General features: G+C 66.3%; 17 protein-coding genes and 1 tRNA gene. 10 read left to right on the top strand and 8 right to left on the bottom strand.

What is annotated here, in order from left to right; translation table 11 throughout:
* Positions 1-153: 153 nt before the first annotated feature.
* The gene (locus U1707_RS11265; protein ID WP_332800157.1) at positions 154-1,455 is read left to right on the top strand and encodes a UDP-glucose dehydrogenase family protein; all 1,302 of its coding nucleotides are present in this window, start codon (positions 154-156) and stop codon (positions 1,453-1,455) included.
* Positions 1,456-2,536: 1,081 nt separating this feature from the next.
* Here U1707_RS11265 and U1707_RS11260 read toward each other — a convergent pair.
* Positions 2,537-2,610, bottom strand: a tRNA-Gln gene (locus U1707_RS11260).
* 184 nt (positions 2,611-2,794) lie between these two features.
* Between U1707_RS11260 and U1707_RS11255 the strand changes: the two genes are divergently transcribed.
* The gene (locus U1707_RS11255) at positions 2,795-3,847 is read left to right on the top strand and encodes a Ppx/GppA phosphatase family protein (protein ID WP_332800156.1); all 1,053 of its coding nucleotides are present in this window, start codon (positions 2,795-2,797) and stop codon (positions 3,845-3,847) included.
* The gene (locus U1707_RS11250; protein ID WP_332800155.1) at positions 3,844-4,515 is read left to right on the top strand and encodes an RlmE family RNA methyltransferase; all 672 of its coding nucleotides are present in this window, start codon (positions 3,844-3,846) and stop codon (positions 4,513-4,515) included. The genes U1707_RS11255 and U1707_RS11250 overlap by 4 nt, the downstream gene beginning before the upstream one ends.
* A 196-nt stretch (positions 4,516-4,711) precedes the next feature.
* Here the strand turns inward: U1707_RS11250 and U1707_RS11245 are convergent, their stop codons facing one another.
* A complete protein-coding gene (locus tag U1707_RS11245; RefSeq protein ID WP_131587184.1) occupies positions 4,712-5,041 on the bottom strand; it encodes a PilZ domain-containing protein in 330 nt (109 codons plus the stop codon).
* Between the two features lie 328 nt (positions 5,042-5,369).
* Between U1707_RS11245 and sucC the strand changes: the two genes are divergently transcribed.
* From sucC to U1707_RS11225, 4 genes are all read left to right on the top strand, one after another.
* Complete coding sequence (sucC, locus tag U1707_RS11240) at positions 5,370-6,572, top strand: ADP-forming succinate--CoA ligase subunit beta (protein WP_332800154.1); 1,203 nt, start codon at positions 5,370-5,372, stop codon at positions 6,570-6,572.
* 264 nt (positions 6,573-6,836) lie between these two features.
* Positions 6,837-7,583: an electron transfer flavoprotein subunit beta/FixA family protein gene (locus U1707_RS11235; RefSeq protein ID WP_332800153.1), complete on the top strand. Its 747-nt coding sequence runs from the start codon at positions 6,837-6,839 to the stop codon at positions 7,581-7,583.
* Positions 7,584-7,678: 95 nt separating this feature from the next.
* Positions 7,679-8,608 carry an electron transfer flavoprotein subunit alpha/FixB family protein gene (locus U1707_RS11230; RefSeq protein ID WP_332800152.1) on the top strand — a complete coding sequence of 310 codons (930 nt, stop codon included), beginning with the start codon at positions 7,679-7,681 and terminating at the stop codon, positions 8,606-8,608.
* 502 nt (positions 8,609-9,110) lie between these two features.
* Positions 9,111-9,869 carry an energy transducer TonB gene (locus U1707_RS11225; protein ID WP_332800151.1) on the top strand — a complete coding sequence of 253 codons (759 nt, stop codon included), beginning with the start codon at positions 9,111-9,113 and terminating at the stop codon, positions 9,867-9,869.
* A 12-nt stretch (positions 9,870-9,881) separates the two neighbouring features.
* Here the strand turns inward: U1707_RS11225 and U1707_RS11220 are convergent, their stop codons facing one another.
* A complete protein-coding gene (locus U1707_RS11220) occupies positions 9,882-11,072 on the bottom strand; it encodes an acyltransferase family protein (protein WP_332800150.1) in 1,191 nt (396 codons plus the stop codon).
* A gap of 3 nt (positions 11,073-11,075) precedes the next feature.
* Between U1707_RS11220 and U1707_RS11215 the strand changes: the two genes are divergently transcribed.
* Positions 11,076-12,317, top strand: a complete 1,242-nt coding sequence (locus tag U1707_RS11215) for a dipeptidase (protein ID WP_332800149.1) — start codon at positions 11,076-11,078, stop codon at positions 12,315-12,317.
* A gap of 164 nt (positions 12,318-12,481) precedes the next feature.
* Here U1707_RS11215 and U1707_RS11210 read toward each other — a convergent pair whose 3' ends face one another.
* The 5 genes from U1707_RS11210 to U1707_RS11190 all read right to left on the bottom strand — a co-directional run bounded on the left by U1707_RS11210 (position 12,482) and on the right by U1707_RS11190 (position 17,559).
* Entirely contained in the window at positions 12,482-13,729 is a 1,248-nt protein-coding gene (locus U1707_RS11210; RefSeq protein ID WP_332800148.1) for an MFS transporter, read from the bottom strand.
* The gene (locus U1707_RS11205) at positions 13,719-14,723 is read right to left on the bottom strand and encodes a histone deacetylase family protein (RefSeq protein WP_332800147.1); all 1,005 of its coding nucleotides are present in this window, start codon (positions 14,721-14,723) and stop codon (positions 13,719-13,721) included. Before U1707_RS11205 ends, U1707_RS11210 begins: the two co-directional genes overlap by 11 nt.
* Before the next feature lie 90 nt (positions 14,724-14,813).
* On the bottom strand, positions 14,814-15,371 hold the full coding sequence (locus U1707_RS11200; protein ID WP_332800146.1) for a 2'-5' RNA ligase family protein: 558 nt from the start codon (positions 15,369-15,371) through the stop codon (positions 14,814-14,816).
* A gap of 257 nt (positions 15,372-15,628) precedes the next feature.
* Positions 15,629-17,194 (bottom strand): lysine--tRNA ligase, encoded by a 1,566-nt coding sequence (locus U1707_RS11195; protein ID WP_332800145.1) that lies wholly within the window; start codon positions 17,192-17,194, stop codon positions 15,629-15,631.
* 59 nt (positions 17,195-17,253) lie between these two features.
* Positions 17,254-17,559 (bottom strand): hypothetical protein, encoded by a 306-nt coding sequence (locus U1707_RS11190; RefSeq protein WP_332800144.1) that lies wholly within the window; start codon positions 17,557-17,559, stop codon positions 17,254-17,256.
* 267 nt (positions 17,560-17,826) lie between these two features.
* Between U1707_RS11190 and U1707_RS11185 the strand changes: the two genes are divergently transcribed.
* Positions 17,827-20,526, top strand: coding sequence for an ATP-dependent DNA helicase (locus U1707_RS11185; protein WP_332800143.1), 2,700 nt, complete (start codon positions 17,827-17,829; stop codon positions 20,524-20,526).
* A gap of 8 nt (positions 20,527-20,534) precedes the next feature.
* A complete protein-coding gene (locus U1707_RS11180; RefSeq protein WP_332800142.1) occupies positions 20,535-21,071 on the top strand; it encodes a SixA phosphatase family protein in 537 nt (178 codons plus the stop codon).
* Positions 21,072-21,176: the final 105 nt, after the last annotated feature.

The following is a 21,176-nucleotide window of genomic DNA, read 5'->3' as shown; positions in this document are numbered from 1 at the left end:
GCTGCTGCGGCGAACGGCGCCAAGCGGGCGACCGGAACCATGGGCGACCCTTGCCAAAATGGCTAAAACGCGGCACCAGCACGATCTACACGCTGCCCTGCAGCATAGACGGCGTGCCTCCTCGCAGGCTTCGCATAATGTGAGTAAACGACCATGCGGATCGCAGTAATTGGAACCGGGTATGTCGGGCTCGTGTCGGGGGCATGCTTCGCCGACTTCGGTCATGACGTCATTTGCGTCGACAAGGACGCCAGCAAGATCGACGCGCTGCACGCCGGTCGCATTCCCATCTTTGAGCCGGGTCTTCAGGCACTTGTCGAAACCAACGTGAAGGCGGGTCGCATCGCGTTCACCACCGACCTGACCGAAGGCGTCAAGGACGCCGAGGCGGTGTTCATCGCGGTCGGCACCCCGTCGCGGCGCGGCGATGGCCATGCCGATCTCGGCTATGTCTTTGCCGCCGCTGCCGAAGTCGCCAAGGCGGTGAGCGGCTTCACGGTCGTCATCACCAAGTCGACCGTCCCGGTCGGCACCGGTGACGAGGTCGAGCGGATCCTACGCGAAAACAATCCCGATGCTGAATTCGCGGTCGTCTCCAACCCCGAATTCCTGCGCGAAGGCGCGGCGATCGACGACTTCAAGCGTCCTGATCGTGTCGTCATCGGCGGCGACGACCAGCGCGCGATGGCCGTGATGCGCGAAATCTATCGCCCGCTGAGCCTGAACAGCTCGCCGGTGATCGAGATGTCGCGGCGCGGTGCCGAGCTCACCAAATACGCCGGCAACGCGTTCCTCGCGACCAAGATCACGTTCATCAACGAAATCGCCGACCTTTGCGAAAAGGTCGGTGCCGACGTCCAGGAAGTCGCCCGCGGCATCGGTCTGGACAAGCGGATCGGCGCCAAGTTCCTTAACGCCGGCCCAGGCTATGGCGGCTCGTGCTTCCCCAAGGATACGCTTGCGCTGCTCAAGACCAGCCAGGATTACGAAGCGCCGCAGCGGATCGTCGAGGCGGTCGTCGCGGTCAACGAGAACCGCAAGCGCGCAATGGGCCGCAAGGTCATCGCGGCGATGGGCGACGAAGTCCGCGGCAAGACCGTCGCCGTGCTCGGCCTGACGTTCAAGCCGAACACCGACGATATGCGCGACAGCCCCGCCATCGCGGTGATCCAGCTGCTCCAGGATGCCGGTGCGCGTGTCCAGGCCTATGATCCCGAGGGCATGGAGCAGGCTGCGAAGATGCTCCAGAACGTCGACTTCAAGGACGATACCTATGCGACGATCGAGGGTGCGGACGCGCTCGTGATCGTCACCGAATGGGATGCGTTCCGCGCGCTCGATCTGAAGCGTGTGAAGTCGTTGCTGTCGACGCCGCTCCTCATCGATCTGCGCAACATCTATCCGCGCGATGTCGTCGAGAATGCCGGCTTCACCTACATCGCGGTAGGCCGCTGATCGCTACCGCGGGCGGGCCACGCGTCGTGGCCCGCCCGCGGTAGCGTGTAGCAGCGGCCGCGTACCCGGCCGTGAAACACCTCTACTCGAATGATGTGGCGGCGCGATGAGCGCCGCCACTGCCGTTTCTGGACGGTCCGTCGCGGACTTGGCGCCACGCCTCCGCTACAGATATCAGGCTCAGTTTGCCTCCATACGCGTCGCGCACGGCTCGGTAGCTCGCCGGTCCGAAGGACCACGACGATGCCATCGCTGGGTCAGTCGCCGATCCGTCCGCTAAGAGGCCGCGTCTCCGCTGAAACAATCGTGCGCCTTTTCGGTTCTACCCCGAAAATTATCTTGAAGTTTGTCTCACAATAGAACATTTTTACAAAGACGGCGCTAATCGCCGCTGGAGAGAGATGATGAATTTGAGCTCGACCTGGGACGCGCGCAAGGCAAAGGGCGCCTTGGTGGTATTGTCGATGTCGACCGTGTGTTGGGCAGTCGCGATCGGTGTAGTCGTACTGCGCTGATCGACCGGCGAATCCGCGTCGTGTCGTTGCGCGTTCGTGACAAACTGATTTCCACGCCGCGGGCGCGTGACCGGCATAGCAAAAGCGATTTTAGTCGGCGGCGGATACTTCCTGCCGCGCGTTTTCAGCCGTCTTGACGCTTTGAGAAATCTGATCGCGCCACCGTGATCAAACTCCCACCTCGATCATACCGAAGGTCGTTGGGCCCGCGGCGGTGGTAATCGACAACGGGCGGCTTTGCGCCCTCGTGTTATCGTTCAAAGTCGAAGCAGCACTGAGCCTGCCTGGCTCCTTCATTCACCGTCGCGTGATATCCGACCCCCGGAATGGCGGAGACGTCGCATCCGCATGGCCCCCAGAAGTTAATCCCTGTCCCCCAGGTCTCCGATAGCGTCGTGCAACCGGAATTCGTCTGGGACGACCACGCGTCCGATCGCCGGGATACGGAGGCGGGTTAGAATGTAGCCAAACCACGGCCAACGCTAGCTGCCCGCCTGTCGATCACGCGTAAACGCCAGCGCTCGTCCGTTTCCGGCCGGCATCCTCACGACGATTTCAGGAAGCGCTGGATGCCCCGTGAGGATTCGAACCTCAATAGGCGGTATCAGAAACCGCAGTCTTACCATTAGACGACGGGGCATCAGCGAGGGCGCGATCTAGGCGGGGCGGTTCGGGCTGTCAACGCCAAGATGCGTCGGCGTACCACGTCGCTTGCGTAATTTCTTGGTGCCGCTACATTCGATGCCAAGCACCGAGCGGGTATTTTCCCGCGGCGGCAGACATAGATAGCGAGTTTTGCGGCGATGGGGGATGTTTCCACCCGAATGCCGTTCCGGCAGGGTAGTACTGCCCGTCCGGCGGCGACCCGGCCCAGTCGTGGGCGGTGGGCCGATGCGCAGGCGTTTGCCGCGCTGGATCTTGGCACCAACAATTGCAGATTGCTGATCGCGCGACCGCAGGCGGGCGGGTTCGCGGTGATCGACGCGTTCTCGCGAATCGTCCGACTCGGCGAAGGCCTGGCATCAACCGGCAAGCTGAGCGATGCGGCGATCGAGCGGACGATCGCGGCGCTCCGGGTGTGCTCGGACAAGCTCCAGCGGCGCAACGTGACCCTGGCGCGCTCGGTTGCGACGGAGGCGTGTCGGCAGGCGTCGAACGGCCCCGATTTCATCGCCCGCGCGCTGGCCGAGACGGGCATCCATCTCGACATCATATCGGCCGAGGAAGAGGCGCGGCTGGCCGTGCTCGGCTGCCATGCGCTGATCGAGCCCGGCGAGGACCCCGCGCTGGTATTCGATATCGGCGGCGGATCGACCGAATTGGTACTGATCGACACCTCGACCCCGACCCCGACCGTGCTCGACTGGCATTCGGCGCCGTGGGGCGTGGTGTCGCTGACTGAACATGCCGGCGGCGGCGAAGGCGAGGACGGTCGCCGTGCCGCCTATGCGCGGATGCGGAGCGTCGTCGCCGACAGCTTCGCCGGGTTCGCGGCCCGCCTGCCCCGGCAGATCGCGCGGCCGCGGCTGCTTGGCACCAGCGGGACCGTGACGACGCTCGGCAGCGTCCATCTGGGCCTCAGCCATTACGACCGCACCGTGGTCGACGGGCTGATCGTGCCCGCCTCGGCGATGCGCAAGATCAGCGCCGACCTTTCCCACATGTCGATCACGGAACGCGCGAAGCTGCCGTGCATCGGCAACGAGCGCGCCGACCTGGTGGTCGCGGGCTGTGCCATTCTGGAGACGATCATGGATTTGTGGCCCGCCGAACGGCTCGGCATCGCCGACCGCGGCATTCGCGAGGGCATTCTCCGCCGGCTGATGGGCGCGCCCCGACCTGGTAGCAAGCCAGGCAAGTCGGGGGTCGCGGCATGAGCCGGGGTGGATCCGGCGGGCATGTCCGCGTGCTCACCGCACGGAAGCGGACGGCGCAGTCGACGCGCTGGCTTGAGCGGCAGTTGAACGATCCGTATGTAAAGCGCGCTAAGGCCGACGGCTATCGCAGCCGGGCCGCGTACAAGCTTATCGAGTTGGACGAACGCTTCGAACTGATTCGCGGCTCAAAGCGTGTGGTCGATCTGGGGATCGCACCGGGTGGTTGGGCGCAGGTCATCCGGCGGCGGATACCCAAGGCGTCGGTCGTGGGTATCGACCTGCTGCCGGTCGATCCGATCGAGGGCGTGACGATCTTCGAGATGGATTTCCTAGACGATGCGGCGCCGGGCAAGCTGATCGATGCGCTCGGTGGCGCACCGGATCTCGTGCTGTCGGACATGGCGGCGAACACGGTCGGGCATCCGCAGACCGATGCGCTCCGGACGATGGCGTTGGTGGAGACGGCGCTGCAGTTCGCGTGCGAGGTGCTGGAGCCGGGTGGAACGTTCGTATCGAAGGTGTTCGCCGGCGGTGCGGATTCGGAGCTCGTCGCGGAGATGAAGCGCAACTTCAAGACCGTGAAGCACGCCAAGCCGCCGGCGAGTCGCAAGGGGTCGGTCGAGTGGTTCGTGGTGGCGCAGGGATTTAAAGGCAGAGACCCGAAATAGCGCAGCTATTTCGGACCAGTCGATAGCCGGGCCAGCGTCGCACAGCGACGACTGACGACGTGGCTTCGCCACGGCGCGACCTGCTGATTCTTGCACAAAGCCGCCGGCAAAGCCGTCGTCGGATGGGTTCGCTTGAGCGACCCACCGGCCGAGCCAGCGATTGCGCGCTCGCGCATCGGCTCGGACGTGGCCGAGCCTATCGCTGGCTTAGCGCTACGATATGCTCAAATACCGCGGGGTGCAGCGGCTTGGCGAATGCGCAGCCATATTTGAACTTGTCGCGCCACGCGACCACCGCCTCTAGCGCAGCCAACCCCGGCAGCGTCAGCCACACCACGGTTCCCGGCCAGAGCGTGAAGCTGGTTTCTGCGCGAAACCCCGAGAGCGACAGGTCGGTGACCTCGATCTCGAACCGTGTCTGACCACGATCGCGCAAATGCGCCCGCATCTTCACCGCTTTACGGAGCGCCTGACGAAGCTCTTCGCTGGTCGGATCGTGGGGCAATGGAGTCGCGGGCTGTGTCATGCCGGGATATTGCCCTGAAAAGGGTTACTTTTATGCAAACGCACACGATCCGGTCCGTGATCCGTCGGTCAGTCGCGTACCGTTTCCCGGCAATCCTAGTATCTTACGAGCAGAACGCTACCGAAAACCATCGCGATGGTCGACGTAGCGGACAGCACGACTCGGAACGGCGGATTTCACACGAACCGCACGCGGGAAATCACGCCAAACAGTATCTATTGAGAACGCGACGCAACTGCAAACGCCTTAAGGGTGGATTTGCGGCCCGCCCTGTGCTTTACGCCTAGGAAATTCCCGAGTTTCCTAAAAATTGCGTGGAGCCTTCCCGATGAACATCCATGAATACCAGGCCAAGGAACTGCTGGCCAAGTTTGGCGTCCCCGTCCCCGCCGGTTTCGCGGCGCTGACAGTCGAGGAAGCCGTCGAGGCCTCGAAGAAGCTTCCCGGACCGCTCTATGTCGTTAAGGCGCAGATCCACGCCGGCGGCCGCGGCAAGGGCAAGTTTGTCGAGCTCGGCCCCGATGCAAAGGGCGGCGTCCGCCTCGCCAAGACCGAGGACGAGGTTCGCGCCGCGGCGACCGACATGCTCGGCAACACGCTCGTCACCATCCAGACGGGTGACGCGGGCAAGCAGGTCAATCGCCTGTACGTCACCGACGGCGTCGACATCGACAAGGAATTCTACCTCGCGCTGACGCTCAACCGCACCACCGGCCGGGTGATGATGGTGGTCTCGACCGAAGGCGGCATGGACATCGAGGCGGTCGCGCACGACACGCCCGAGAAAATCCAGTCGATCGATATCGACCAGGCGACCGGCTTCATGCCGCATCACGGCCGCGCCGTCGCTGCCGCGCTCGGGTTGACCGGCGATCTCGCCAAGCAGGCCGCGAATACCGCGTCGAAGCTGTATGACGCGTTCATGGGCACCGATGCCGAGCAGATCGAGATCAACCCGCTCGCGGTCACCAACGACGGCAAGCTGATGGTACTCGACGCGAAGGTCGCCTTCGACGGCAACGCGCTGTTCCGCCACAAGGACCTGCTGACCTTGCGCGACGAGACCGAGGAAGATCCCGCCGAGCTCGAAGCGTCGAAGTACGACCTCGCCTACATTAAGCTCGATGGCGACATCGGCTGCATGGTCAACGGCGCCGGTCTCGCGATGGCGACGATGGACATCATCAAGCTCAACGGCATGTTCCCGGCCAACTTCCTCGACGTCGGCGGCGGCGCCAACAAGGAGAAGGTGACGGCCGCGTTCAAGATCATCCTCGCGGATCCGAACGTTAAGGGCATCCTGGTTAACATCTTCGGCGGCATCATGAAGTGCGACATCATCGCCGACGGCATCGTCGCTGCGGCGAAGGAAGTGAACCTGTCGGTACCGCTCGTGGTCCGCCTCGAGGGTACGAATGTCGAGAAGGGCAAGGAAATTCTTGCGAACTCCGGCCTCGCGATCGTTCCTGCTAACGACCTCGGCGATGCCGCCAAGAAGATCGTCGCAGAGGTGCAGAAGGTCGCGGCGTAACCGCCGGGCCTGAGGAGCCTGCGGCGCAATCGCCGCGGGCTTCGCATACTGATTCTGCGAAAAACGGGGCTCGGGCGGAAACGTCCGGGCCCTTTTTCGTTGATGTCGCACGCTATACCACAGGTGGTCCGGTAGGCATCTCGTCGTGACGCTACGGCATAGCGATGTTTCCATACCGGACTTGCGAAAACGGCTCGAAACCGCCATCTGTCGCGCCAACGCCCAGTTGGCGAAAAGAATGATTTCACCTTGGAAGGAACCCCGATGAAGGTGCTGGTGCCGGTCAAGCGCGTGCTTGACTACAACGTGAAGCCCCGCGTGAAAGCGGACGGAACGGGCGTCGATCTGGCGAACGTCAAGATGAGCATGAACCCGTTCGACGAGATCGCGGTCGAGGAAGCGATCCGCCTGAAGGACAACGGCGTCACCGAGATCGTCGTCGTCTCGATCGGCGAGCAGAAGAGCCAGGAAACGCTCCGTACTGCGCTCGCGATGGGCGCCGACCGCGCGATTCTCGTCGTCAGCGAGACCAAGGTCGAGCCATTGGGCGTCGCCAAGATTCTCGCCAAGATCGTCGAGGAGGAAAAGCCCGACCTCGTGATCCTCGGCAAGCAGGCGATCGACGATGACAACAACCAGACCGGGCAGATGCTCGCCGGCCTCCTGAACTGGGGCCAGGGCACGTTCGCGTCGAAGGTCGAGATCGCCGATGGCTCGGTCAACGTGACGCGCGAAGTCGATGGCGGCGCGGAGACGGACACGCTCAAGCTGCCCGCGATCATCACCACCGATCTTCGCCTCAACGAGCCGCGCTACGCCTCGCTGCCGAACATCATGAAGGCGAAGTCGAAGCCGATGGCGCAGAAGACGCCGGCCGATTTCGGCGTCGACGTGACGCCGCGCCTGACCACGCTGAAGGTGGTCGAGCCCGCCAAGCGCTCGGCCGGGATCAAGGTCGCCGATGTCGACGCGCTGGTCGGCAAGCTCAAGGAAATGGGCGTCGCCAAGTAATCCCCCGTTCGCCCTGAGCGAAGTCGAAGGGCACGCCCCAGCGAGGGGGCTTCGACTTCGCTCAGCCCGAACGGAATTTTGGAAAAGGTTTTGTCATGAAGACATTGGTTTGGGTCGAACATGACGGTCAGGCCGTCAAGGATGCCACGCTGTCGGCGGTCACTGCCGCATCGCAGCTTGGTGAAGTCCATCTGCTGGTCGCCGGCCAGGGCGTCGACGGCGTCGCTGCCGAAGCCGCCAAGATCGCCGGCGTTGGCAAGGTCCACGTCGCCGACGACGCCGCGTTCGCGCATGCGCTCGCCGAGAACGTCGCGCCGCTGATCGTCGAGCTGATGGCCACCCACGACGCGTTCGTCGCGCCGTCGACCACGCATGGCAAGAACATCGCGCCGCGCGTCGCAGCGTTGCTCGACGTCATGCAGATCAGCGACATCCTGTCGGTCGAGAGCGAAGACACGTTCACGCGGCCGATCTACGCGGGCAACGCAATCGCGACGGTGCAGTCGACGGATGCGAAGAAGGTCATCACGGTGCGCGGCACGGCCTTCGCCAAGGCTGCGACCGAGGGTGGTTCGGGCGAGATCGAGGCGGTCGCGTCGACCGGCGACAAGGGTCTGTCGACCTTCGCCGGCTCGGAGATCGCCAAGAACGAGCGTCCCGAACTGACCAGCGCGAAGATCATCGTCTCGGGCGGCCGTGCGCTGGCCTCGAGCGACCAGTTCCACGCGCTGATCGATCCGCTTGCCGACAAGTTGGGTGCGGGCGTCGGCGCCTCGCGCGCTGCGGTCGACGCGGGCTACGCCCCGAACGACTATCAGGTCGGCCAGACCGGCAAGATCGTCGCGCCGGAAGTGTATGTTGCGATCGGCATCTCGGGCGCGATCCAGCATCTCGCCGGCATGAAGGACTCGAAGGTCATCGTCGCGATCAACAAGGACGAGGACGCGCCGATCTTCCAGGTCGCGGACATCGGCCTGGTCGGCGATCTGTTCAAGATCGTGCCGGAATTGACGGAGAAGCTGTAGGCCCGAGCGAGGCGTGCAGCAGCACGCCGCTGCGACCCAGCGAAGCGCAGGGTCGCACGCGAAAGGCCGGCCGGCGGCGCTCCAGCGCCGACCGACGACGCGGGATTTACTCCCGCCTCGCGCGCCAGGAACGGGCGGTGTGACTTCGGTCGCGTCGCCCGTTCCAGCGTCTGCCGAACGTACAGGTCTGCCGATGCCGAACCGCTACGCTTACAACACGAGGTCTATCCGACCAAAGCGAGCACCTCCCCGGCGAAGGCCGGGGCCCAGTTGGGTGACGTCACTCATGGAGCGTAGCGCTTCGTTACTGCGACCTCTCCACCTGGACCCCGGCCTTCGCCGGGGAGGTGCTTGTGAGATCAGCAGGCTCCGCCTCGAAAACCCAAGCCCCAGGAGCAGTCGCGGCCGTCTGCCAACGAACCCCGAAGGGCTGACCGATTGGTCGCCATGGTCCCAACATCAGCCAGTTGCCGCCCACCGCCCGCCTCCCCAATTACCCAGCATGTACGGCGTCCACCCGAGCCCGCGCGATCGCCTGATATCCGCCGCCAGCGCCGCGATACTCTGCGCCGTCATCGGCGCCGCGCTCGTCCTCGGTCTCGGCGTCAGCATCCCTACCGCGATCCCAGACGCGCTCAAGACCTTCGCGGTCGGCCCTGCGCCACCGCCGCCACCGCCCAAAAAGATCGTCCCCCGCCCCGCGAAAAGCCACCGTCCCGAAGGCGCGGCGTCCCCCGCCAATCTCCGTTCGCAGGCGACCGAAGTCGTCGTGCCCGAACCAATCGTGCCGCCGATCGTCCCGCCACCACCCGTCATCGCCGCCTTGAAACCGGGCCCCGGCAGCGCCGCTACGACCGGCGCTGCGCCCGTTCCCGGTCCGGGCACGGGAGCCGGCGGCGTGGGGAACGGCACGGGCAGCGGCCGCTCCGGTGATGGCGACGGCGATGGGGGCGACGAGACGCCGCCCCGCCTCCTCAAGGGCCGCTTCAAGAACAAGGACTTCCCCAATGCCGAGGCGGTGATCGGCGCGGGCGGGATCGTCGCCGTGCGCTACACCGTCGAAACCGACGGCAGCGTCACGCATTGCGGGGTGACGCGGTCGAGCGGCAACGCGGTGCTCGACGCGACCACCTGCCGCCTAATCGAACTGCGCTTCCGCTACCGCCCCTGGCTCGATGCCGCCGGCCGTCCGGTTCGCTCGACGGTCGTGCACAACCAGGAATGGGTGAACCAGCTCGGTCCGCCGTCGCGCGGGGACTGATCGCGAGGTAAGTTATCTTCCCAACCGCCCGCCACTCAAGACGCGCGCGGCCGCCGGCGAGACCGCCATCAATCCGCGCCCCAGGACGATCGTCGCCCCCAGCACGAGCAACGGCTGCACAAGCAGATACGCCGGATAAGGCGCTGCCCCCAGCGCACCGGTCGCCAGCCCGATCACCGGTCCGAACAGCCACAACAGCACCAGATGATCGCAAAACGCTAGAAACCCGTACCGCTCGGCAGCGCGCAACCGCTCCGCGACGCCACTCCCCGCAAGCGCCCAGGCCACCCGCCAGAACACCACTGCCGACGCCAACCGAAACACGATATCGAAAAACGCCATTGAATGCGGATGCGCATCGAAGAACGCATTGCCCAGCAGCGCGGTCCATAGCCGCGGCGCGATCAGCACCGCGAACGGCAGCGCGCAGAGGATGACAGGCCACCCCGCCACCCGTTCCGCCAACCCAAACCGTCGCACGGCGATACCGGCGGTGAAGAAAACCAGGATCTGCGGCCGCAGCAACAGCGGCACGTGCACCCCGGACACGCTCCACGCGACCGCCACCGTCGCCACCAGCGCCAGCCACCGGTTCGACACGCGTACCAGAACCGGCGCGACCATCATGCAGACGAACAGGTCGCGCAGGAACGGCATCTGCACGTTGATGTCATCCGCCTGGATAAGCGGCACGAGTTCGTTCAGCGTCCAGCCGATGCTCGACGGCGTCGGTGCCTTCAGGGTGCCGAACGTCGCCGCGGCCCCGACCAGCACGAGCGCGATCGCATTCCACAGGACCATCGGCAGCAGGATCGTCCGCGCCTTGCCCAGCAGGAACGGCCGATACGGCTGGCGCGTCGCAGTCGATACCACCAGCCAGCCGGAGATCATGCCGAGCAGCGGCACCGCGCTACGCCCGAACACTTCTCCCAGCAGCGTGCGGAAAATCGCCTGTCCGCTGAACGACGCCGCTGCCAGTTCCTCGGCGGTGCGTCCGGTCCACGCATGGACATAGACGATACCCATGATCCCGATCAGCCGTGCGATCGCGATCGCGGTGGACAGGCGACTATCCGCCTTGCCCGCCGGTTCGGCCGTTCTCGTATGCAATCCGACCCTCCGTCCGCGTTCGGCGAGCGCCTTACCCGGCTTGTCGCTCGTGAACACCTCCTTCAGGATGGAGTGGACGCTACGGGGGACCAAGACATGATCGCTGCATTCCTGCTGCTGGCCGCGCAGACGAGCCCCGACGCCGCCCCGGATTCGATACTGTCTCGCCGGGTCGCGCGCGTGCTGAAGCGTAGCCCGGTTATCGACGGGCATAACGACCTCGCCTGGGAACTCCGCGACCTGCACGACGCGAAGGTCGAGGCCGTCGATCTCTCCATCGATACCGCACGTCTGCCGAACTCGTTGCAGACCGACATTCCACGCCTCCGCAAAGGTCATGTCGGCGGGCAGTTCTGGTCGGTCTACATCCCGGCCGACGCGCCCGACCCGGTCCGGATGACGCTGGAGCAGATCGACATCGTCCGCCGTTTCGTCGCCAGGAACCCGGCGACGTTCGAACTCGCGACCACCGCTGCGGATATCCGCCGGATCGAGAAGGCCGGCCGGATCGCGTCGCTGATCGGCGTCGAGGGTGGGCATCAGATCATCGGGCGGTTGTCGATCCTGCGCCAATATCGCGCGCTCGGCGTCGCCTATATGACGCTGACGCACGGCAAGAGCCTGAACTGGGCTGACAGTTCGACCGACGCACCCCGTGCGAACGGGCTCAGCGCGTTCGGGCGGCAGGTCATCGCCGAGATGAACCGGATCGGCATGATCGTTGACGTCTCTCACGTCTCGGACGCGACGATGGCCGCCGCACTCGCCGCCACGAAGGCGCCGGTAATCGCCTCGCACTCCAGCGCTAGGGCGATCGCAGACGCGCCGCGCAACATTCCCGACGACCTGCTCCGTGCGATAGGCGCGAATGGCGGCGTGGTGATGGTCAATTTCTACCCGTCGTTCCTGTCGGCGCGGTGGCGTGCCTGGGACGTGGCGCGCTCGGCCTATGCGAAGAGCGTCGGCGTGCCGGCGAACGTCTATGGCGCGAAATCGCCTGCGCCTCTGATCGCGTGGGACGCCGCACATCCCGAGCCTCAAGCCACCGCCGCGACCGTCGCCGATCATGTCGAGCATATCGCAAAGATCGCCGGCCACGACCATGTCGGGATCGGCGGGGATTTCGACGGGATCCAGGGGACTGGGCCGATCGGCTTGAAGGGGGTCGACGGCTATCCGCTGCTGTTCGCGGAACTGGCGCGGCGGGGGTGGAGCGATGGTGATCTGGCGAAGCTGTCGGGCGGCAACGTCCTGCGCGTCATGGAGCGCGTCGAGGCGGTCGCTAAGGGGATGGCAGGTATGCCGCCGGTCGACGCGACCGACGTGGCGTCGCGGTAGAGCGGGTTCCCGCTCTCAATTCTGGGCGAAGCCGGACTTTTGCTCCCCTCCCTGGAAAGGGGGGGGCGGGGGTGGGTCGGGTTCCCCGAATTCCAGGGCTTGGTGACTTAAACTGGCCAACCCACCCCCGGCCCCTCCCTTTCAGGGAGGGGGGAATTCAGCCTTTACGGATCCGGCATCCGCTGCGGCACCGGCGGCTCCACCACCAGCGGCGGCACCGTGCGCAGCACCAGCCCGAGCACCAACGCCGCCACGCCGAGCAACAGGCAGAACGCCGTCACCCCCGGCCACCCCGCATGCGTCCAGGCGAACCCGCCGGCCGATCCCAGGACGCTCGACCCCATGTAATAGAAGAACAGGTAGAACGCCGCCGCCTGCCCGCGCGAACCGCCGCCGCCTGCAACCTGTGCGCGCCGCCCAACCCAGGCACTCGCGATCGAATGCGCGCCGAAGAAGCCGATCGTCACCACCGCGATCCCAGCGATCACCAGCACCAGCGACGTCATCGCGGTCAGCGCGACGCCGGCGATCAGCAGCACGACCGGTATCCAGAAGACCTTCCGCCGCCCGAGCCGTCCCGCAAGCGTCCCGAACTTCGCCGAGCTCACCGAGCCTAGAACGTAGAGAAGGAAGACCGCGCCGACCGCCGCCTGGCTGAGGCCGTAGGGCGGGCTCATCAGCCGGAAGCCCGCATAGTTATAGATCGTGACGAACACGCCCATCAGCAGGAACGCCTCGAGATACAGCAGCGGCATCGCACGGTCGACGAACAGCGAGCCGGCGCTCCGCAGCAGCGCGCCGGGCCGTCCGACGCTCGGCGTGAAATTGCGCGAGGGCGGCGCGAGCCGGCGGAACGCTTCCGCCATCGCAAGTCCTGCGACGCCGACCGCGGCGAGCGCCCAGCGCCAGCCTTCGAGCTCGGCGACGATGCTGACGACCAGCCGCCCGGCCATGCCGCCGAGTGCGCTGCCCGCGATATACAGCCCCATCGCGGCGCCGACCGAGCCTGCGTCAACCTCCTCCGCGACATAGGCCATCGCCACCGCCGGCACGCCCGCGAGCGCGACGCCGGTCAGGAAGCGCAGGACGAGCAAGCCGCTCCATCCCGGTACGACCGCCGCCGCCAGCGTCAACGCGCCGGCCGCGAACATCGCTGCGATCATTAGCGGGCGTCGGCCGACACGGTCCGAGACGAACCCGGCGAACAGGATGCCGATCGCAAGTGGTCCGGTCGCCAACGACACCGCGAGCGATGCGCCCTCCGCGGTCAGCCCGAACTGGGCGGCGAACAACGGCAGCAACGGCTGCACAGAATAGAGCAACGAAAAGGTCGAGAACCCCGCGAACAGCATCGCCAGCGTCAGTCGGCGATAGGCCGGCGTACCAATCGCAATAGGCGCCTCAGAACCCATCGATGAAACTCGCGACGTTGTGGCCAAGCGCATCGACGGCATAGCCGCCTTCCATGACGATGACGGTCGGCCAGCCGCGTGCGGCGATGTCGCGCGCGAGGACTGCATAGTCGGGCGTCTTCAGCGCAAAGTACGAGATCGGATCGCCCTCCCAAGTGTCCGCGCCGAAGCTGACGACCAGCAGGCCCGGATCGAATGCCGCGATGGCGTCGAGAGCGGTGGTCTGGGCGGTGCGGAACGCGGCGATCTGCGTGCCGTGCGGGAGGGGGATGTTGAGTGTGGTGCCGACGCCGTCGCCCTCCCCGGTCTCGTCGGCATGGCCCCAGTAGAAGGGGTAGTCGGTCTTTGGATCGGCGTGGACCGAGGCGTAGAACACGTCGCTGCGGCCATAGAAGATGTCCTGCGTGCCGTTGCCGTGGTGATAGTCGATATCGAGGATCGCGACGCGGTCGACGCCCGCGTCGCGCGCAGCCTGCGCGGCGATTCCGGCGGTGTTGAGGTGGCAATAGCCGCCGCAATAGTCTGCGCCGGCGTGATGACCGGGCGGGCGGCACAGCGCGAACGCGGCGTGGCCGCCGTCGAGCACCGCGTGAGTCGCGGCAAGCGCGGACTGCGCGCTGCCGTAGGACGCGGCCCAGACCTCGGGGGTGATCGGCGTGGTCGCGTCGAAGCTGTGCGCGCCGATCAGCGCGTCGATTCGGGTGAGGTCGAGCGGCCGGCGGCCGCGGATCGGGAAGGTGTAGGGGATCGCGTCGCCCTCCCGCCCCGCCTCGCGCCACAGTCGCGCGGCATCCTTCAGGAACGCGACGTACGGCGCGGAATGCACGGCCAAAATCGGTGCCTCGCCGCGGTCCTCCGGCGTCTCGACCGGACCGATCGCGCGCAGGATCGCATCGATGCGCGCGGGTGTCTCGGCATAGGTGGTGAATGCGCCGTTGTGCAGTTCGCGCGCCGGCGCGTGGGTCCGCTGGGCCTGGTCGAAGAACAGTCGCATCGTTGCTCCTTCACGTGCGGTCACGGAAGAAGAACCAACCGGCCGCACTCAGGCTCCTACCGGGTAGCGCGCCGACAACAAATCAAAGGCTCAGAACAGCGCCAGTTGCCGATCGTCGACGCCGCTCAGCATCCAGCGCCCGATCACGTCGTGACGTGTTCGGCCAACATGGCTGTGGACCAGCACGAACGCATCGGCGGTCCAGCCGATCGGCGCGATGGCTTGGGTGAACGGCGTGCCGGCACGGTAGCCTAGCGTCATGTGCGGGCTGGAGCGAAAGCCAGCGCGGGCGCGTAGCCCTGCCGCTTCGCGCGCCACGGCGATCCGCCGGTACAGCGCAGCGAAGGAGTCGTTCTTGCGGCGCGGACGCAACGCGATGGAGCGATCGGTGCCGACCGCGGTATCGAACTGGAGCGCGAACGGCGCGGCTTCGACCGCATCGCCGATCGCCTTCAGGTCGCGCTCCAGCACCGTCGACACGCGGTCTTGGTCGTCGAGAATGTCGATCGTGACGTGCAGATGCTCGGGTCGCAGCTTGTCGCCGTCGGTCTCGAACCACGACGCCGCAGCGGTGATCTGGCGCGCTAGCGGGAGCGGCGGGCGGAGCGCGAAGAACAGGCGATGACGCGCGAGCGGTCGATGGAACATGCCGGTTTCCAAATCAGGGATGCGCTCTTGTTGCTAATATGTTCTCGATATATTGTCGAGGTGATACTGCCGCGTGGCCAACCCGAAACACCACCCCGGCGGAGGCCGGGGCCTAGTTGGAACGGTCGAGGTAACCACGCCCTGCACTCGGTTATGAATGTCCCCCAAATGGGCCCCGGCCTCCGCCGGGGTGGTGCTTCTTAAAGCAGGGGTGGTGGTTCCTACCGCCGTGGTGTGTGCCTTCGCGCGCTCGCGCCTTACCGCGCCAGCGCCTCCGCGATCAGTTTCCGCGAGTTCGCAACGCCGTACAGCGCGATGAAGCTGCCCATCCGCGGACCCTGCTCCGAGCCCAGCAACGTCTCGTACAGCGCCTTGAACCAGTCGCGCAGATTCTCGAACCCGCCGGTCTTGCCGATCTCGTAGACGATGTTCTGGATATCCTCCGCGCTTGCCTCCGCCGGCAACGCGGCAAGCTCCGCATCCAGCCGCTCCAGCGCGGCCACCTCGATACCCTCGGGCGCGCGGCGCTTGAGCGTCGGCGCGACGAAATCGCGGCTGTAAGCCAGCGCATACCCGATGAGCCGGTCGAGCTCGGGGTATTTCTCCGCCGACGCATCGGGCACGTAGTTCGCCAGATAGCCCCAGACCTGCTCCTTGCTCGCATCGCCCATCACGCCGACGAGGTTGAGGAGCAGCCCGAACGTCACCGGCAGCTCGCCTGTCGGCAGCTTGCCGTCGTGGATGTGATGGACCGGATTGCCGAGCTTCTGCTTGAGGTCCTGGCCCGCATAATTGCCGCGGAACTGCCAATATTCGTCCACAGCGCGCGGTATCACGCCCATGTGCAAGGACTTCGCCTTCTTCGGCTCGCGGTATGCGTAGAACGCCAGCGATTCTTCGGGGCCATAGGTCAGCCACTGTTCGAGGCTGAGGCCGTTGCCCTTGGACTTCGAGATCTTCTCGCCATTCTCGTCGAGGAACATCTCGTAGTTGAAGCCCTCGGGCGGGCGGCCGCCGAGCACGCGTGCAATCTTCGACGATTGCGTGACCGAATCGATCAGGTCCTTGCCCGCCATCTCGTAATCGACGCCGAGCGCGACCCAGCGCATCGCCCAGTCGACCTTCCACTGGAGCTTGGCCTTGCCGCCGAGCACGCTCTGCTCGATCCGCTGGCCGTCGTCCTCGAACGCGATCAGCCCCGCTTCGGCATCGATCACTTCGATCGGCACCTGCAACACGATGCCGCTGGTCGGCGAGATCGGCAGCACCGGGGAGTATGTCGCGCGACGTTCTGCTCGAAGAGTCGGCAGCATCACGTCCTGGATACCCTGGAAGTGGCGAAGCACGCCCTTCAGCGCCTCGTCGAAGCGACCGGACGTGTAATATTCGGTGGACGAGGCGAACTCGTAGTCGAAGCCATAGCGGTCGAGAAATTCGCGCAGAATCGCGTTGTTGTGCGCGGCGAAGCTGGAGTGCGTGCCGAACGGATCGGGAATCTGCGTCAGCGGCTTGCCGAGATGCTCGCGCAGCATGTCGCCGTTGGGGACGTTGTCCGGCACTTTGCGCAGGCCGTCCATGTCGTCAGAGAACGCGATCAGCCGCGTCGGCGTGTCGCTCATCGCGTGGAAGGCGTTGCGCACCATCGTCGTGCGCAACACCTCGTTGAACGTGCCGATGTGCGGCAAGCCCGACGGTCCGTAACCCGTCTCGAACAGCACCGGATCGCCCGACTTGCCCTGCGGATACCGCTTGAGGAGTTTGCGAGCCTCCTCGTACGGCCAGGCTTTGGACTCTAGGGCGGCGGTGCGGAGTTCGTCGGTCATGATGCAACGCGACTAGCGCGCGCACTCCGATCCGTCACCCCCACCGCCGCATGTGCCTATCAGCGGCAACGATCCTTCGCAGTGATCGTCCGGTCGACCGCACGACCACCGAGCGCACCCGCTGCGCCGCCGGCCAGCGTGCCGAGCAGACCGCCGCCGACGGCATTGCCGAGCACCGCGCCGCCGACGCCGCCTGCAACGAGGCCGGTCGTGCCGCTCGAATGGCGGCAACGCTTCGCGCGGTAACGGCGATCATGGCCGCGATACTCTCGCTTCGAGCGTGCCTCGGCCTTGCCTGTGGGGATCACGGCGGCGGCCGGGATTGCGAGCGAGAGCGCGCTCAGCGCCATGAAAAACTTCCGCATGATGATCGTCCCTGTTGATGTAGCGATTGATGTAGCGATGGAGGCGCAACGCTCGTGAACCGTGCCGGTTGCGTAACGGCCGATATGGATGAGTGCGCTGGTGAAGGTGAGGTCGGCACTATCTGAGGTGGTGCAGCACTCCAGGCTGAAACCGACGACAGCATGTTTCCCCCACGAAGGCGGGCATCCAGACTGCGCTCCTGCCTTCGCGGGAGAACACGGAAGCGAGAGGTTGCCCTTTCGTTCTCATTGCAGCAAGGTCGCGTTGTGCTTCGCTATCCCGCCCTCCACGCCAGCCACGCCGGCATCTGGATCGCGAATGCGGATGGCGCGCGGCCGATCGGGCGGGGCGAGGCGATCCGGATCGCGGCCGATACGCCCGTCATCATGCTCAACGCGCCGCTGGTCGGGCAGCGGCTTGGCTATCCCGATCTGTCGGGGCTCGACCTGCTCGAACTCTACGCGTTCTTGCGCCCCGCGCAGTTTGCTGTGCCGACGCCGAAGGGGATCGCGCGGGTCACCGGGCTGGACGTGCCGAGCGAGGATGCCGAGGTCGCGCCGTTTCTGCTCCGCGCGGTCGAGGCGATGCTGGCACTGACGGACGGTGATTGGCCTGAGCGCGAAGGCGCGTGGACTGCGGCGCAATCACTTTTCCGTTTGCGCTGGCCCTGGGCGCCCGTCGTTGCAGAGCGGCTGAAGAAACCCGCGGTCAACGAACGCTGGCTGTTCTCGTCGCTCCCCGAATGGGAGGAGCACGCGCCCCGCCCCGCCCCGCGCACCGTGACGATCGAGCCTGGCGATGCCGAAGCGCGTCTCGTCGACCTCACCGGACACGGCGCCGAGGAGCGTCCCGGCCAGCGCGCCTATGCTGGCGCCGCCACTGCCGCCTTCGCACCGCGCGCGATGCGTGACACGCCGAACCTCGTCCTCGCCGAAGCGGGTACCGGGATCGGCAAGACGCTCGGCTATCTCGCCCCCGCCTCGCTCTGGGCGGAGAAGGCCGGCGGCGCGGTGTGGATCTCGACCTATACCAAGACGCTGCAACGCCAGCTCGGCCAGGAAACCGCGCGGCTCTATCCGGACGCGGCGATCCGGAAGGCAAAGGTCGTTACGCGGAAAGGGCGCGAGAATTATCTCTGCCTGCTGAACCTGGAGGACGCGCTGCAAGGCGGGTTCGCGGGGCGCGCTGCAATCCTCGCGCACCTCGTCGCGCGTTGGGCCGCGTATAGCGCGGATGGTGACATGGTCGGCGGCGACCTGCCCGGCTGGCTGCCGACGCTGTTCCGCCGCAATGGCTCGACCGCGCTGACCGACCGGCGCGGCGAGTGCGTGTATGCCGGCTGCCCACATTATCGGAAATGCTTCATCGAGCGCGCCGCCCGCGCCTCGTCCGACGCCGACATCGTCATCGCCAACCACGCGCTGGTGATGGTCAACGCGGCACGGGGCCGCGAGCTCGCGACCCGGCCGACGCGCTACGTGTTCGACGAGGGGCATCACATCTTCGACGCCGCCGATTCGATGTTCGCGACCGCGCTGACCGGTGCGGAGACGATCGAACTGCGCCGCTGGATCCTCGGCCCCGAATCGAGCGGTCGTGGCCGACGGCGGGGGCTCGCCGCACGCCTGTCCGATCTCGCGAGCTATGACGAACAGGGTGCGCGGGCGATCTCGGATGCCGTCACCGCGGCGGGGGCACTCGCGAGCGATGGCTGGCTGCAACGGCTTGGCGAGGGTGCACCGTTCGGGCCGATCGAGACGCTGCTCGCGGCCGTCCGCGGGCTCACCTATGCGCGGGCCGAACAGCCGGGCGACGCAGGTTATGGGCTGGAGACCGAACTCGCCGAACCCGACGCGACGCTGATCGACGCCGCCGCGCCTGCCGCGGCCGCACTCGACGCTTTGGTCCGCCCGCTCGTCACGCTCGGCCGCCGTCTCGAAGCCGTCCTCGCTGAAGCACCCGACTGGATGGACGCGCCCGCCCGAGCGCGAGTCGAGGGCGCGATCGCATCGATCGGCTGGCGCGCGGAGACGGTGGCATCGTGGCTGTCGCTGCTCGCGCGCGTCGGCGGGCCGGTCGACGGCGATTTCGTCGACTGGCTCGCGGTCGACCGGATCGAGGGACGCGAGTTCGATATCGGGCTGCATCGCCACTGGCTCGACCCGACGCGGCCATTCGCCGAGATCGTGCTGAAGCCCGCGCACGGTGCGCTCGTGACGTCCGCGACTCTGACTGGCGGCGGCGATTGGGAGGTGGCCGAGGCGCGCACCGGCGCCCCGCATCTGCTGCGCCCCGCCGCGCGGTTCGAGGCGAAAAGTCCGTTCGACTATACCCGGCAGGCCGAAGTCCTGATCGTCACCGACGTGAAGCGCGGCGATATCGGTGCGCTCGCCAATGCCTATGCGCAGCTGATCGTCGCCAGCCGCGGCGGCACGCTCGGGCTGTTCACCGCGATCCGGCGGCTGCGCGGCGTGCATGGCCGCATCGCCGATCGACTTGCGCGCGAAGGCCTGCCGCTCCATGCGCAGCATGTCGATCCGATCGATACCGGCACCTTGGTCGACATCTTTCGCGACGATCCGGGCGCCTCGCTGCTCGGCACCGATGCCTTGCGCGACGGCGTCGACGTGCCGGGTGAGTCCCTGCGGCTGGTAGTGATGGAAGGCGTGCCCTGGGCGAAACCCTCTGTCCTTCACGCCGCGCGCAGGCTCGCGGGCGGCGGTTCGGCGTATGACGATCGGCTCGTTCGCGCCAGGCTTGCGCAGGCATTCGGCCGGTTGATTCGCCGTGCAGACGACTCCGGCGTGTTCGTGATGCTCTCCGCCGCAATGCCGTCGCGGTTGCTCAGCGCGTTCCCGCCAGGGGTGCCGATCGCCCGCGTGACGCTCGAAGAAGCGGTGGCCCGAGTCGGAAGCCGGCTTTCCTCGCGAGCGCGGCTGGGGCATGAAAGCCGCGAACCGGCTTGAGGATTGCCATGAAGACGTTGACGCTGTTGCGCCACGCCAAGTCCGGCTGGGACGACCCGGTCGCACGCGATTTCGACCGCCCGCTCAACGCCAAGGGCAAACGCGCGGCCGCGATGGTCGGGCATCATATGCGTTCGTTGGGGCTGGCGTTCGACCATGCGATCGCGTCGCCTGCGGTGCGCGTGGCGGAAACGCTGGAACAGATCGAATCGGGCTATGGGCAGGCGATCGCGCCGACGCTCGACCGCCGGGTGTATCTTGCTTCGGCGGCGACCCTGCTCGACGTGGTGCACGCCTTTCCGGCGAATGCGCAGAGCGCGCTGCTGATCGGGCACAATCCGGGGTTGGAGGATCTCGTGCTGCTGCTGGTCGCGGACGGGGCCGATCCGCTGCGCGATGCGGTCGAGGACAAGTACCCGACGGCGAGCATCGCCGAGCTGCAGTTCGAGGGGGAGTGGGGGAATGTTGCGACTGGCACCGCCCGCCTGACCCGCTTCATCCGCCCCCGTGATCTCGATCCGACTTTAGGCCCCGACGCCGACTAAACGATGTTTCCCCGCGAAGGCGGGGACCCAGACTGGGCTCTGGCCTTCGCGGGAGAGCAAGGGAAGTGGGAGGTTCGCCCGCCACGCACGCCGCACCGCCACACA

The organism is Sphingomonas sandaracina (genome assembly GCF_036663695.1).
Classification (GTDB): domain Bacteria; phylum Pseudomonadota; class Alphaproteobacteria; order Sphingomonadales; family Sphingomonadaceae; genus Sphingomonas.
The sequence above is the reverse complement of the archived record's forward strand: the minus strand, read 5'-3'. Positions and strand labels throughout refer to the sequence as shown.

Excerpts from the sequence above, each read along its gene's own strand:
- U1707_RS11265 (WP_332800157.1), top strand. The coding sequence starts at position 154 with ATGCGGATCGCAGTAATTGGAACCGGGTATGTCGGGCTCGTGTCGGGG.
- U1707_RS11255 (WP_332800156.1), top strand. The coding sequence starts at position 2,795 with ATGCCGTTCCGGCAGGGTAGTACTGCCCGTCCGGCGGCGACCCGGCCC.
- U1707_RS11250 (WP_332800155.1), top strand. The coding sequence starts at position 3,844 with ATGAGCCGGGGTGGATCCGGCGGGCATGTCCGCGTGCTCACCGCACGG.
- U1707_RS11245 (WP_131587184.1), bottom strand. The coding sequence starts at position 5,041 with ATGACACAGCCCGCGACTCCATTGCCCCACGATCCGACCAGCGAAGAG.
- sucC (WP_332800154.1), top strand. The coding sequence starts at position 5,370 with ATGAACATCCATGAATACCAGGCCAAGGAACTGCTGGCCAAGTTTGGC.
- U1707_RS11235 (WP_332800153.1), top strand. The coding sequence starts at position 6,837 with ATGAAGGTGCTGGTGCCGGTCAAGCGCGTGCTTGACTACAACGTGAAG.
- U1707_RS11230 (WP_332800152.1), top strand. The coding sequence starts at position 7,679 with ATGAAGACATTGGTTTGGGTCGAACATGACGGTCAGGCCGTCAAGGAT.
- U1707_RS11225 (WP_332800151.1), top strand. The coding sequence starts at position 9,111 with ATGTACGGCGTCCACCCGAGCCCGCGCGATCGCCTGATATCCGCCGCC.
- U1707_RS11215 (WP_332800149.1), top strand. The coding sequence starts at position 11,076 with ATGATCGCTGCATTCCTGCTGCTGGCCGCGCAGACGAGCCCCGACGCC.
- U1707_RS11210 (WP_332800148.1), bottom strand. The coding sequence starts at position 13,729 with ATGGGTTCTGAGGCGCCTATTGCGATTGGTACGCCGGCCTATCGCCGA.
- U1707_RS11205 (WP_332800147.1), bottom strand. The coding sequence starts at position 14,723 with ATGCGACTGTTCTTCGACCAGGCCCAGCGGACCCACGCGCCGGCGCGC.
- U1707_RS11200 (WP_332800146.1), bottom strand. The coding sequence starts at position 15,371 with ATGTTCCATCGACCGCTCGCGCGTCATCGCCTGTTCTTCGCGCTCCGC.
- U1707_RS11195 (WP_332800145.1), bottom strand. The coding sequence starts at position 17,194 with ATGACCGACGAACTCCGCACCGCCGCCCTAGAGTCCAAAGCCTGGCCG.
- U1707_RS11190 (WP_332800144.1), bottom strand. The coding sequence starts at position 17,559 with ATGCGGAAGTTTTTCATGGCGCTGAGCGCGCTCTCGCTCGCAATCCCG.
- U1707_RS11180 (WP_332800142.1), top strand. The coding sequence starts at position 20,535 with ATGAAGACGTTGACGCTGTTGCGCCACGCCAAGTCCGGCTGGGACGAC.